Origin of the sequence: Nocardioides sp. Leaf285 (assembly GCF_001422955.1) — a bacterium.
GTDB lineage: Bacteria > Actinomycetota > Actinomycetes > Propionibacteriales > Nocardioidaceae > Nocardioides > Nocardioides kribbensis.
Window position 1 is genome coordinate 323,969 of record NZ_LMNH01000005.1, and the last position, 12,500, is coordinate 336,468.

At 70.5% G+C, this 12,500-nt stretch carries 11 protein-coding genes; 2 read left to right on the plus strand and 9 right to left on the minus strand.

The features are described 5' to 3' along the window. Nucleotides 1-150: 150 nt before the first annotated feature. Nucleotides 151-1,362 (minus strand): glycoside hydrolase family 6 protein, encoded by a 1,212-nt coding sequence (locus tag ASF47_RS19375; RefSeq protein WP_235558813.1) that lies wholly within the window; start codon nt 1,360-1,362, stop codon nt 151-153. Between the two features lie 209 nt (nt 1,363-1,571). Further along, nucleotides 1,572-3,071: a hypothetical protein gene (locus tag ASF47_RS21375; RefSeq protein WP_156698069.1), complete on the minus strand. Its 1,500-nt coding sequence runs from the start codon at nt 3,069-3,071 to the stop codon at nt 1,572-1,574. A 110-nt stretch (nt 3,072-3,181) separates the two neighbouring features. Here ASF47_RS21375 and ASF47_RS19385 point away from each other — a divergent pair, with 110 nt between their 5' ends. Further along, nucleotides 3,182-3,832, plus strand: coding sequence for a hypothetical protein (locus ASF47_RS19385; RefSeq protein ID WP_156698070.1), 651 nt, complete (start codon nt 3,182-3,184; stop codon nt 3,830-3,832). 129 nt (nt 3,833-3,961) lie between these two features. Here ASF47_RS19385 and ASF47_RS19390 read toward each other — a convergent pair whose 3' ends face one another. The 7 genes from ASF47_RS19390 to ASF47_RS19425 all read right to left on the minus strand — a co-directional run bounded on the left by ASF47_RS19390 (nt 3,962) and on the right by ASF47_RS19425 (nt 12,352). Then, nucleotides 3,962-4,582, minus strand: coding sequence for a hypothetical protein (locus tag ASF47_RS19390; protein WP_056865690.1), 621 nt, complete (start codon nt 4,580-4,582; stop codon nt 3,962-3,964). A gap of 170 nt (nt 4,583-4,752) precedes the next feature. Then, nucleotides 4,753-6,765, minus strand: coding sequence for a hypothetical protein (locus ASF47_RS19395; protein WP_056865691.1), 2,013 nt, complete (start codon nt 6,763-6,765; stop codon nt 4,753-4,755). Between the two features lie 125 nt (nt 6,766-6,890). After that, nucleotides 6,891-7,685 (minus strand): hypothetical protein, encoded by a 795-nt coding sequence (locus ASF47_RS19400; protein WP_056865692.1) that lies wholly within the window; start codon nt 7,683-7,685, stop codon nt 6,891-6,893. A gap of 116 nt (nt 7,686-7,801) precedes the next feature. Beyond that, on the minus strand, nt 7,802-8,152 hold the full coding sequence (locus ASF47_RS19405) for a hypothetical protein (protein WP_056865693.1): 351 nt from the start codon (nt 8,150-8,152) through the stop codon (nt 7,802-7,804). Nucleotides 8,153-8,313: 161 nt separating this feature from the next. Next, nucleotides 8,314-9,720 (minus strand): metallophosphoesterase family protein, encoded by a 1,407-nt coding sequence (locus tag ASF47_RS19410; protein WP_056865694.1) that lies wholly within the window; start codon nt 9,718-9,720, stop codon nt 8,314-8,316. A 78-nt stretch (nt 9,721-9,798) separates the two neighbouring features. Next, nucleotides 9,799-10,188 carry a hypothetical protein gene (locus ASF47_RS19415; RefSeq protein ID WP_056865695.1) on the minus strand — a complete coding sequence of 130 codons (390 nt, stop codon included), beginning with the start codon at nt 10,186-10,188 and terminating at the stop codon, nt 9,799-9,801. Between the two features lie 1,609 nt (nt 10,189-11,797). Then, entirely contained in the window at nt 11,798-12,352 is a 555-nt protein-coding gene (locus tag ASF47_RS19425) for a hypothetical protein (RefSeq protein WP_056865697.1), read from the minus strand. On the opposite strand from ASF47_RS19425, the gene ASF47_RS21380 reads away from it, so the two are divergent. Then, entirely contained in the window at nt 12,351-12,500 is a 150-nt protein-coding gene (locus tag ASF47_RS21380; protein WP_156698071.1) for a hypothetical protein, read from the plus strand. The genes ASF47_RS19425 and ASF47_RS21380 overlap by 2 nt on opposite strands.

A 12,500-nucleotide genomic window follows, 5' to 3' on the forward strand; every position in this document is an offset into this window, starting at 1 on the left:
GGTGGTGGGTTGCCTGGTAGGTGTGCGGCACCTTGTCGAAACCGCACCCTGGGAGGGCCCGTGATGCAGCCTGGTGGCTCGCTTGCGCGGAGGGCGGCCGGAGCGGACCGGGTCCGGCCCGTCGGTGGCCCCCGTCGGTGGGGTGGAGGGTCAGTCGAAGTAGGGCGAGTTGCGCACGACGGCGAGTGCACGCTGCATGACGAACGGTGAGTTCTGGCGGTACAGCCAGGGGCGGCCGAACCAGACGTAGCCGTCGACGTACTCGCGCGCCAGGGCCGCGACGTCGGTGGGCAGGCCCCAGCGGGCGTTGGCGACGTCGGTGGTGGGCGGGATGCCGAGGGCGACGCAGGTGCGGGGGTCGGTGTCGCTGCGGCAGGTCTGGGCGTTCAGCGGATCGGGTCCGGTGTAGGTGCCGAACTTGAAGGGCTGGCCGTTGCCGGAGGTGTTGATCACGACGTGCTTGCCGGTGATGCCGCGCTGGGCGAGCGCTTCGACGATCGCGGCGCCGCGGCGGATCTCGTCGCTCGTCGCGGAGTAGTGGGTGCCGTTCAGGGAGATCCCTCGGGCGTACTGGATGCCTCCGGGGATGAGGAAGTCGAGCACCTTGGCGACGCCGCCTTGGCCTTCGGAGGGCCAGTCGGCGGCTCCGGCCTCGATGTAGACGCTGGTGTGGGGCAGACCGGAGAGCACTCGGGCGGTGTAGGCGATCAGGCGCGACGGCACCTTCGACCCGCCAGGCGCGCACAGCGCGAACGGTCCGTCGGGCTGGAGCACGATCGCGGTGTGGGCGTCGCCGACCGCGGAGGCGAACGCGTCGGTCCAGCGTCGGTAGGAGGCCCGCTCGGCTTGCGTGGGTAGCCGCTTGCAGGTCTCCAACTCCCAGGGGACCATCCGGAAGATCGTCATCTGCACCAGAGTCTCGGGGTCACCGGCTTGGGCGTTGTCGATGTAGTCGCGGACCCGGTCGGCGATCTGGCTGTCGGGGATCCAGTGGCCGAACCACTTGGCCTTCGGGGCCAACGCGATGACGCCCAGGGTCCGCTTCGTCTCGCCGGTGGCCCGGACGTACGGCTCCCACGCCATGTCCTGCGAACCCTTGTAGACGCCCCACGGCCGCCCGGCCAGCGGGTTGCCCGCCGCGGCCGCCTGCGGGGAGGTCGGCGAGGCGGGCGGCACCGGGGTCTGCACGGTCCCGGGGGCGCCGTCGGAGCGGGCGTCTGCGCTGCCCGAGCCGCGCCCTGCCCGGGCTGCTGTGCGCTCCGCTGCTCGTGACAGCACACCAGCCTCGGAGGCAGCGGCGCGCGGCAGCGCGGTGATCTGCTGTCCCGGGGTCGTGTCCTGGACCGGCCGTTGCGAAGGCATCTCCAGCACCGACGGCGCCGAGGCGGCCGGTGAAGCGACCGGGGTGGTGCTGGCCGCCGCGCACGCCGACGCGGCCAACGCCAGACCCAGCAACGGGACCGCCAGCCGGGCCGGGCCCAGGGTGGCGCGGCTGGGGATCGGACGTCGGGACGGGACAAGGCGAAGACGAGAAGGCACGCAGAGACTGTGCCCCACACCCCGGCCCGGGGTCAGCGGAACGGCGCAGCGAGGCGGCCTCTCTGCTGCAAGAGGCAAGCCAACTGGTTGAGTTCCGTCGTCAGCCTTCCAACCAGGTCCGAAGTGAGACCAGCCGGGTCTGTGAGGTCCCATCCGTATCGCTTCACTCCCGCCTCCCACTTGCTCCCGCGCGCGTGAGCCATGCCGGTCGAACGCAGGGACTGGAGTTCACGGAGCCCCTCGATCTTCGCGGGCAGCCCGCTTTGCGCCAACACATCAGCGAAGGCGTTCAAGGAGCCCGCCTCGTTGGCCCCCAGGCTCTTCAGGCCATTGAGGTTGAGGGCGTCGACGAGGCTCTTCGACAGGGTGAGCACATCGGCGGTCAGGCGATCCACGTCGTTGTGTGGTGTGAGTGCCAGGCACTCCCACCGTTCGCGGTCGTTCTGGTGCTGCTGTATGAACAGGCTTGCGCCCAGGTGGTCTTCAAAGGCGGCAGCCAGCGCGCGGCGTGCATCTCGCAGCGCGGCCATGGTGGGTCGCGGGTCCTCGACCCACTCGCCCATGATGTCGCGAAGGTACTGAGTCTCCGATATGTCCCCTTCGGGCGGGATGCTGTGGGTGGCCCAGTGCTGCAGGTCGTTCGACGGGAGGGCACCGAGGTCCTGCCCCCATACGGCTACGAGGTTCTGCTCGGTCATGTCGAACGGCAGCAAGAACCCACCCCAGACACGTATCTCGCTCTCGCTCACCGTTGCTGCTCCGTGGGAACGGTAGCGATCGAGAACCTGTGGACGGAAGTACAGCAGTTCTCCACTCAACGTCTCATGGTCGTGTTCGGATCGAATCTCGCCGTAACGACGGCGCCCGTCCGGATGGGTGCCTAGGACGAAGCGGACGGGCTCGCGGGGAGAGCCATCGTCATGGGCAGTGAGCGGCACCCATCCGACTGGTCGGACCACGAACTTGCTCTCCATACAGGTCCAGCGGCCGTTTCCTCGCCAGAACGCGACGCCGTCCTTGCGCTCGATCCGTTGATCTTCTGACCATCGCAAGGGACGGTCAAGCAGGATGGCGCTCTGACAGATCAGCAGGCTGGCCTGCCTACTCGCGAGAAACCGCCGCAGCAGATCCTTGCGAACGGCCATCTCTACACCGCGACCAGTGGTCTTTACCTCGACCACCGCCTCGATCCTTCCGGACTCGTCCGCCCGTTTCCAGCCACATCCGTGGTCGTCAGGTATCAGGTCGAAGTAGTGAATGAAGACGGCATCCAGATCAAACCGCAACCTGCCCTCCAGGGGCTCGGAGATGGTGGCGAAGTGCTTCGCGCGGACCCCCTCCTCGAATAGGGCCTGACTGCTCGAAAGATCCCCGATCCCTCCGATCGCGTAGCCAGTCGTAGTTGGCTCGAAATTGGTGGCCTCTAGCAGCGCGCAGAGCAGGCGGTCCCGCCTCGTCGCCTCAGGACGCTCGTGCGGGTGAAGGGCGACGGTGACCCATGGACGTTCCTGTTCTTCCTCCCACTGCTCCACGACGTCGATGATGTGCGCAGCAGGGTCTCGATGGGGCATGACCCTCCTGTGCCACCGCCCCGTCGGCGCCGTCCCGAGCACTGCCCGGGTGCGCCGCACACCTGGCGGACATGACCTCCTCTCGCTTCTCCCCCAAGCCTGGTTCGTCCGCTGGTTCGTCTGCTGCGTCGGCTCGTGAGTCGGCTCGTCGCTCCTCGGGCCAGTTCGGCACCCAGGTGATCGCCGAGGCCGACCTGGACGGCGTCGACCTGACCGGCAGCGGAGTCGATGCCTCGCACGAGCCCCCGGTCGAGGACGTGTACGAGAGCGTCGAGCCGGTCCAGAGCAAGCCCGTCGTGGACTACACGCGTGACGGGGCCCGGGTCGGTGAGCGGTACGCCCGCGCCGACGTCACCGACATCGCCAAGGACGTGCGCGGTGAGGTGAAGCGGATGCGCGCCGCGGGTGAGGTACCGGCCTCGTGGAAGGTGCGGGTGACCACCGACCGGTTCGCGGGCGGCCAGGCCGTCAACGTGTCCATCGACGGTGTGGAGACCGAGCCCTTCTACATCCCGGCCTACGACGACTGGGGTCAGCGGCCCACCGCGAAGGACGCCCTGGTGATCGGGGCGATCGAGGACCGGATGGAGTCGCACAACTGCGAGGACTCCCAGACCCGCAGCATCCACTTCTACGGCCGTCTCTCGGTCAACGACCGCTCCGGCGGCTGGGTGCGCGACGTGTGCGAACGGTGCGTGGCCTACCGGCCGTGCTCCTGCTGAACCCGCCCTGGCCTGAGCGCAGAGCAGCCCGCCGCCGGAACGTGTCCGGGGCGGGCTGTCTCCTGCTGCCGCTGCTGGCAGGCTCGGGGCGCCGGTCGCTGTCTGGCGGGGTCGGCAGCGTGGGTGGGGTCAGACGGTGAAGTCGGCGTAGACGGTGTCGTAGTTCTCGTCGTAGCCCTCGACGGTCAGCAGGCCGCCCTTGATGACCTTGACGGGGACGTCGAAGACGGCCTGGGCTCGCACGGTGCCGCCGGAGCGGGCGACGGTGGGCCACTCCTGGTTGTCGGCCGGGGTGACGGCGTACGCGGTCTCGATGACCTGGTTGTCGGTGCCGGTGAAGGTCCACGTGAGGTCGATGAAGGAGTCGGCGGTGCGCTCCTCGCCGGTGTAGGTGGCCTCGTAGGTCGCCAGCACGTAGGCGCCCTTGGCGGGGTCGTTGAACTGGTTGGCCTGCTTGATGGGCTCGGCGGCGTTGATGTTGACCTCGGTGACCTTCACGTCCCACCCGGCGACCGCGACGGTGTCGCCGAGACCGGCGGTCTCCTCGGCGGGCTCCGACTCCTCCTCCTCGCTGGCCGCAGCGTCCTCGCCCTCGGCAGCGTCGGTGTCGGCGGTCGGGTCGCTGGCCTCGGTGACGACGGGGGCGCTGCCCTCCTCGGTGACCTTGGCGGGGCTCTCGGTGCTGGCGCACCCGCTGATCAGCAGGGCGGCGGAGACGGCGAGGGCGGACAGAACGGGGCGGACGCGCATGGGGACTCCTGTGAAGGCGGCGCTCACGGCGGACGTCCCGCCCGAGCGGCATGGTGGCGAGGCAAAGGTTCGCACGCCTGCGCCCAGAGTAAAGACGTTTCGCGCCAGGCTGTTGCCGAGACGTGACCTCAGGGTGCCGGGACTTAGGTTCCGCCCAGTCCCGGCGGGGGTCAGTTCGACTCGGGACTGCGCAGGTGCGGGCCGATGTGGCCGACGAAGATCAGGCCCGAGATCCCGGTGTGGTCGAGGTAGTGCACCCGCGGGGTCACGATGCCCAGCCGGGGCAGTTTGAAGTGCGCGGGCATCAGCGCTCGGGTGGCCCCGTCGAAGTGCTCCGGGGGCACCGGCAGGTTGCGCAGGTGCCCGTAGCGTTCCATCGTCGCGCCGGTCTCGGTCTCGGCGTAGGCGTTCAGCGACCATCCGCGGTAGCCGGGCGGGGTGCTCTTCAGGTACTCCTTGACGTTGGTGCCGTGGACGCCGTCCCGCTTGGCTCGCACGTAGTCGACCAGGGTCAGCAGCGCCTCCCACGCCTTGCCTGCGAAGGCGCCGGTGGGGTCCTGGGTGGCCAGTTTCAACGTCACCTTCTCGTCGCCGGTGAAGAAGACGCCGTGCTCTTCGAGGTCCTTGACGGTGTCGATGAGGTCGCGGAAGTCCTGGGGCAGGGTGGTGGCCTTGGCGGGCGGCGTGGGGGCGTAGGCCACGTCGTAGCGGTCCTGGGCAGCCAACTCCCCCCGCAGCCACCGCGACTCGTCGGCGGCCTCGACCGCGCGTTCCTCTGCCTCCTGCCACTCGATCTGGGCGTCGTCGGCGAGGTTCTGCACCGCCTGGAGGGCGTCTTCCAGTTCGTCGATGCGGCGCTGGCGCTCACCCAGTTCCCGTCGGACACGGTCGGAGGCCGGGTCGGCGGGCTCGGGGCGGGCGGGCGGCGCGGCCGGTGGGGTCGGTGGGGCGGCGAGCCGGGCGATGGCCTCCTCGATGGCCGCAGGGCTCAGGTCGGGTACGCCGAGGGCTGCTGCGGCGGCGTCCACCTGCTGCTGGAGCCGGGCGACCTCGTCGAGCAGGGAGTCGGTCCGGTCGGTGCGGTCCGGACCGATGGCCGGGTCGACAGCGGGCTCGGGCGTGGTGGCCGGGCTGGCCGGTGTGCTGGCCGGGCGGTCCCGGGGTGGCGCGGGCGGTGTGGGCACCGGCCCGGCGGGCGGGCTGACGGGGCGCGGGGCGGGGACGCCCTGGACCGGGGCTGTCGGGGCGGACGCATCGGGGGTGGGGGCTGGGCCGAAGGCTGTGTCGAGCAGGAGTCGGTCCTCGACACGGTTGAGGCCTCGCAGCACCTGGGCGGCGGCCGACGGGAGGCTGGTGGTCGAGGAGTGGCTGCGGGCGACGTGTTCGAGCAGCGAGGTGACGTCGCGGTCCTGTCCGGCCAGCCGGGCGGTGCCAAGGATGCGGTGGCGGCGCCGGTCGCCGGGGCGCTCTGGGTCCACGCGGGTCTGGTAGGTCCGGATGGTCCAGGGAGGAGCCTCGTGGCTGCGGCCCATGGCAGCGTTGAAGGCCTCGGTGGCGGGCGGGTCGAGCACGACCATCTGGGCGATGCCGTCGATGCCGCGGGCCCACACCTGGGCTCGTTCGACGAAGCCAGTGACCATGTCGGGGGCACCGGCCTCGGTCGCGGCCACGAAGAGCAGTCCGGTGCGTCCGGGGTCGGTGACGGCTTCGACCAGGTCCGGCACGTCGTCGGGGCGCAGGACGGGCGCGCCGGTGCGCAGGGCGTAGGTGGAGTCGCGCAGTTCGAGGGCCTCGACCAGGGCGCGGGCGATGCCGGGGCGCTTGGCGGGCTTGCCTCCGGTGTGAGAGACACGGATCGAGACCCAGCCGCCGCGGCGGTCGGCCCACATGGCGATCGAGGAGAGCCACTGCTCGCCGTGGTTGTCGGTCTCGGTCAGGCGGACCCGGAAGGCGGTGGCCAGTTTGAGGTCGTGGTGGACGACCACGACCTCCCCGTTGGGCAGGGGGTAGTAGCCGGAGGTACGGACGTCGACGTCGTAGCGCTTGCCGCGCAACCATGCGTCGACCTGCTGCAGGGCGTGGTCGATTGCGTCGCGCTGGCCCTCGAAGGTCAGGAACGAGCGGTAGGAGCGGTCCTCGCGCGTACCGGATCCGGTCGCAGAGCGGGTGGCCTCGGCCAGCATGTAGCGCCTTCCTCTGGAATCCTTTGCTTTCAACGCATCCTGCCCCACGCCAGCGACAAACAGTGCAGACCTCGGGGCCGCCGCTGCGGTTCCTGTCGCGGTGGGGCGCCTGCGCATGATCTGGGTCATTCGGCGATCGGCTCGGTAGACCGGGAGGCGGCGCCCTTGGTGGTCGTCGAGGCGGGGCGGGACGGCTTCGTCTCGGGCCTCAGCGAGGGGAACCGAGCCCGGTAGCGCTCGCGCACCGAGTCCAGGGTCTCCCCTGTCGCGGCGACCTGCCAGAAACCCCAGCCCGACGTTGCCTTGCCGGTCACCGCGGCCGCGGCCGGGGAGAACTTCGTGTAGCGCTGCCCGCCGAGGAGCAGGGCGTCAGCCTCGACCACGGCCAGCCACGTCGCGCTGAGGTCCTCGGCGTCGACTGGCTTCAGGATGTCGCCGGGTCGCAGAAACCCGTTGAGGACCAGGTCGGCGACAGTCACCTGAACGGCGTTGCCGGACCCCCGCGGGGATCGTACGGCACCGCGGGGTCCGGGCAGGAAGTAGGCGAAGGGGTCGGTGACCGACCCGGCGAGGTCTACGACCGTTGCCTGCGCGCCTGCGGTGAGGGCCGTGGTGGCGTGTGGCTCCTCGCCTGCCGTGGTGGCGGGAACGTCGGGGGCGGCAGCCGACGGCCGGTCCTCTGCGAGGGGATGACCCGTCTCGTCGTAGAAGGCGCGCAGCGCCTCCGTTGCCTCCAGCCAGCGCTGTCGCAGGAGGCGGCCCCGTTCGATGTGGGCGTGGTCGCGCAGCGGGTCGAGGGCCAACGGTCCGGGGAGGACCCTGGCCAGCGCCTCCTTGGGCGTCAGGCGCGCGGCCGGGAGCGCAGCGGGCTCGGGCTCGCTGGCCGGGTCGGGAACGGTGGTGGTGGAGGGAGGGGTCACGATGTCCCTGTGCCCCGCGGGCGTCTCCGGCGGGCTAGCGGCGGAGGCGACCTGCTGCGGGTGGCAGCCGTTCGAGTCCCTCCACCACGTGCTCGGCGAGGGACAGACGGGGCAGGTCAGACGGGGAAGGCCGGGTCAGCGAGGCGACGCGCGCAGGTGGGGCACGGAGTACTCGACTGCTCCAGCGCCACGCTGGGCTCGGTCGGGGTGCTGTGGCCGCCGACGATGCGCATGCTGGTGCTGCCGGGGCGCGAGGCGAGGAGTTCGCCGACCCGGTTGCCGTAGCACAGGGGCCGGGCGTAGATGACGAGTCGGCCCAGGCCCATCTTGGCGCGCCACAGCGGCTGGTCGCGGATGACGTGGACGAGGTGGCCGCTTCGGGGGCGCGCGGCCACCAGGCCGGTGCGGCCGGTGGCGGCGTCGGTGACGAGGTCGGTCACGGAGTCGGTGACGGGCATGGCGGTCATGGCCGGACCGTGTGCGGCCACCAGCGCTGGATGCACCGCGGTTCCACCGTCACGTCGCGAGCCCGCCAGCCCGGAGGTGTGCGCTCCAGGCTGGCGGGCTCGGTGAGGAAGGGCTGCGATGACGCGGGGCTGCGGTGGTGAGGGCTGCGGTGGTGAGGGGCTCAGCCGTAGAAGGGCAGCGAGATGCCGGTGCGGCGAGTGATCGTGTTGCGCCCGTTCGCGCCGCGCTCGACCACGAGCGTCCCCACGACGCGGGAGGGGTCGTCGTAGGTGATGAACTCGGGCCCGTTGCCGCCCTCGGTCGACCACAGCAGGTTGCCGTAGGCCATGTCGCTGGCCTCGAACAGGTGGGTCTCCAGCGACATCGTGCTGTTGGTGGCCTGGCCGCGCACGAAGGAGAACTCGCCACGGTAGAACAGCGCGCCATGGCTCATCTGGATGATGTCGTTGGCGACCGCGACGGTGTGGTCGTGGACCTCGCCGGAGAAGTAGAAGTCGACGTTGTAGCGGTCCATGAGGCGCCACAGGGCCGAGTTCGTGCCGCCCTGGTACTTCAGCGCCGAGGAGAAGCGGGTGCGGACCGGGACCACGATCGGAGTGTGGCCCTGGACGATGACCCAGGGGATCCCGGCGCGCTGGGCGTTGGCCAGCACCGACTCCAGCCAGGCCAGTTGAGCGTCGTCGACCTTGGCCACGACGTCGGAGCCGTCGGGGGTGGTGTGGAAGACGTCGATGGTGACCAGCAGGGTGGTGGGGTCGACGAGGGAGGCGTAGGCGGTCTTCTGCGACGGGCCGGAGGTGGGCCGCGAGACGTACGAGGTGCGCCGGACGACCGGGTCGGGGCCGTAGTTGAGGGCGAACTCGCCGAACAGGTCCTTGAAGAGGGTCTGGTTGCGGCGCTTCCAGTCCAGCCAGGTGCCGTAGTCGTCGGTGCGTCCCCGCGATGTCCACGGGTTGTCACCCATCTCGTGGTCGCCCACGGCCGGGTAGGGCTCCATGCCTGCGGCGCGGACGCGGGCGCGCCAGGAGGTGTAGTAGACCTCAGCGGCTCGACGGGCCGCCGCCTTGCGCTGGGCGTTGGTCTCGGCGGGACCGAAGACGCCGGAGCCGGTCTTGTCCAGACCCCACGAGCCCTCGACGAGGTCTCCGGCGACGAAGAGGTCCTCGGCGCCGGTCTGGGCGATCTGGCCGAGGGTGTAGGCCAGGGAGTCCTCGTAGGAGGAGTTCGTGCCGTTCGGGCCGCCGCGGTACCCCGACATGCCGCTGACGTCGGCGACGTCCTGGTTGAGGAAGTCCGGGGCGGAGGCGAAGCGATAGGCCCCCGGGAGGGTCGGGACGCCCTCGACGGTGGGTCGGGCGGTGACGTCGTCACGTGACTGCTTGGACGGGGGCTTGGCGTTCACCTGCTTCGTGCCGGTGGTGGCCTTCGAGGCGGTGGCCGTGGAGGCGACCGAGGAGGCGGTGTTGCTGGCCACGCAAGTGGCGGCCATCGTGAAGGCGGCGAGGACCGCGACGAGGGCCCGGCGGGGTGTGCGGGCGCGCCCGGGCGCGGCGAGGTTGGAGGTCATGCCTGGTGGGTGTGCGGCGCCAGGCTCAAACCGCTCCCGGTCGGGCTCGAACCTCCCAAGCAGCAGCGCCGGAGGCCGCTAGCGGCGCGGGCGCGGCAGGCGGTAGGTGACGCCCGGGGTGCCGTCGGCGTAGAAGGCCCGCAGCAGCGTCCCGTCGGCGCTGAGCCGGAACCTGCCGCGGGGCGCGGCGCCAGTGAGGTTGAGGACCGTGACGAGCCCGAAGATGCTGTGCAGTGCAACCGCCGCGGGGCCCTGGTTGGCCGGGCGAGCCTGGTAGCGGCGGGGCATGTCGTGACCGGTGCCATCAGGGTCGACGATCACCGAGCCTCGCTGCAGAGCGGCCTGCGCGAAGGTGTCGAGCGCGACCTGGTCAGGGGCCGGGTCGGTCAGCGCCGGGACAGCAGTGGAGGTGGGCGAGACGGTGTCCAGGACCGTGTCGAGGGCAGCAGGTGCAGGGGTGGGGGTCACACCCCTGTCTGTGCCGCCAGCCCCCTCACGGCGTCGGCGTGGGTCAGCGTGGGGTCAGTTCGAGGTGAGGGGGTCAGGAAACCTGGATGCTCATGTAGTCGAAGCCGCCGAGGCCGACCGGCCTAGCGGAGGCTGCCGCCCCGATGCCGTGGCGAGTCGTTCCGACGAAGTCGGACACGGTCCCTGCTGGCCCGATGTTGGTGCCCTCGCCCGGGTTGTAGATCCACGCCGTCGAGACCGAGGTCCCGTTGAGGGTGAGGAAGATGTCGCTGGGGCCGTCGTTCCCGAGGTCCCTTCGGCCTTGCTGGGTCAGCACGCCGTTACGCGAAGTCTCCAGGACCAGTGCGTAGCAGGTGCCCGCGTTCGTGGTGCAGTCGAAGTAGTCGACGCGCAGCCTGATCCAGTTCTGGGCATCGACGACACGGGCGTACAGCGCCCCTGATTGAGACGGGGCGTAGCCGAACCGGCCGCCCACCGTGGCGTTGGTGGATCCCACGTCGACGAGAGCCATGGGGTTGCTGGCGGAAGGGTCGACGATGTTCTTGGCGAAGCCGCCTTGCTCGACCCAGGCGCTCGGGGCGGCGTTGAGGAACTGGTAGGGCTGGTCGCCTGTCTCGGTCCGGTCCAGGGGCGCCTGGGACGACGATGTGAAGGTGTCGGCCACGCTCACAGGCGCCGTGGCCGGGGCCGTCGTGGGTGTCGCGGTGGGAGTCTGGGTGGGCACCGCCGAAGGCGTCGGCGTGGGCGAGGCGGCGGGGGCCGACGGCGGGCTGAAGGTGCCGTAGNGCCGTCGTGGGTGTCGCGGTGGGAGTCTGGGTGGGCACCGCCGAAGGCGTCGGCGTGGGCGAGGCGGCGGGGGCCGACGGCGGGCTGAAGGTGCCGTAGGGACCGGGGCTGCCGGTGCAGAAGCCGGGCACCGTCTCGGTCTTGGACATGCCCGACTCCACGACCGCGTCGGTCACGGAGTCGAAGATCGCCCACGCGTCGATGTTGGTGTTCGCCGTGCCCCCGGACTTGTGGACCACGCACACCTGGAAGGACCCGCCGGAGAAGTAGTAGCCGCCCAGGCTCTGGCCCGTCGTGAGCCTGATCCCCCGCTCGTCGAGGGCAGCGAGCGCCCCTGTGGCACTGGCGGGCAGGGACTGGTTGTCGGTGTAAAAGGCCTCCAGACCAGCCGAGATCTTCTGGGCCTCAGCACCAGCACCGTTGGCGAACCCGCCCTGCCGGATCTGCGAGACCGACCCGAGGGAGATGAAGGCCAGCAGCGAGAAGATCGACAGCCCGAGCAGCACATCGAGCAGGACCAGGCCAGCCTGCTTGCTGGGGTGCTCCTGGGGGCGGCGGTGGGGGTGGGGCGTCGGTGTCGTTGACGACGATCNCCCGAGGGAGATGAAGGCCAGCAGCGAGAAGATCGACAGCCCGAGCAGCACATCGAGCAGGACCAGGCCAGCCTGCTTGCTGGGGTGCTCCTGGGGGCTCATGGGTCCTCTTTTCGAGGTTGGCCTCCCCGGCGTCGATGCGACGCGGGGAGGTGGCGTGGGGCGTCGGTCTACCTCGACCTGTGCCGCGCACCGGCGAGCGGCGCCATGCGCTGCACCGGACTGCGGTCTCACCCGGCCTGGATGGTGAACTTGTCGAAGCCGGAGGCCCCGTTCTCCACGGTGGACGTCGCCTCGCCGATGCCGTGCTTGGTGGCGGTGGCGTAGTCGGTGATGGTCGCGCTGGGTCCGCTCACGCGGGAGCCGCCGGAGTAGTAGGACAGGCTGGAGGAGATCGTGGTGCCGGACATGGTCACGCGGATGTCCCAGGGCGGGTTGTCGGCCATCGAGAAGCGCCCGTACTCGGTGATGGCTCCGTTCTTGGCCGACTCCAGGACGAGGGTGTAGACGACCTCCCCGACGTTCCTGAAGTCGACCCGAAGTCGGATCCAGTTGCGCCCGTCGACGACACGGACGTAGAGCGCGTTGCTGGCGGTTCGGCCGAAGCCGAAGTCGCCCTGGATGTAGCCGTCAGGGCTGCCGACGTCCACGACGGTCATGGAGTTGAGCGACGACTGGGTGCTGGGGTCGGAGGCGAAGCCGTCCTGCTTGACCCAGTTCCCCGGAGTGGTGTTGTAGACGAGGTAGGGCCGGTCCCCGGTCTCTGTGCGGTTGAGGGGCGCCATGAACGATGAGGTGAAGGTGTCTGCGACCAGGACCGTGTCGGCTGCCGGTGCCGTCGTGGGTGTCGCGGTGGGAGTCTGGGTGGGCACCGCCGAAGGCGTCGGCGTGGGCGAGGCGGCGGGGGCCGACGGCGGGCTGAAGGTGCCGTAG

Excerpts from the sequence above, each read along its gene's own strand:
- ASF47_RS19425 (WP_056865697.1), bottom strand. The coding sequence starts at position 12,352 with ATGGCGCCCCTCAACCGCACAGAGACCGGGGACCGGCCCTACCTCGTC.
- ASF47_RS19390 (WP_056865690.1), bottom strand. The coding sequence starts at position 4,582 with ATGCGCGTCCGCCCCGTTCTGTCCGCCCTCGCCGTCTCCGCCGCCCTG.
- ASF47_RS19405 (WP_056865693.1), bottom strand. The coding sequence starts at position 8,152 with ATGACCGCCATGCCCGTCACCGACTCCGTGACCGACCTCGTCACCGAC.
- ASF47_RS19375 (WP_235558813.1), bottom strand. The coding sequence starts at position 1,362 with ATGCCTTCGCAACGGCCGGTCCAGGACACGACCCCGGGACAGCAGATC.
- ASF47_RS19395 (WP_056865691.1), bottom strand. The coding sequence starts at position 6,765 with ATGCTGGCCGAGGCCACCCGCTCTGCGACCGGATCCGGTACGCGCGAG.
- ASF47_RS19410 (WP_056865694.1), bottom strand. The coding sequence starts at position 9,720 with ATGACCTCCAACCTCGCCGCGCCCGGGCGCGCCCGCACACCCCGCCGG.
- ASF47_RS19385 (WP_156698070.1), top strand. The coding sequence starts at position 3,182 with ATGACCTCCTCTCGCTTCTCCCCCAAGCCTGGTTCGTCCGCTGGTTCG.
- ASF47_RS21380 (WP_156698071.1), top strand. The coding sequence starts at position 12,351 with ATGAACGATGAGGTGAAGGTGTCTGCGACCAGGACCGTGTCGGCTGCC.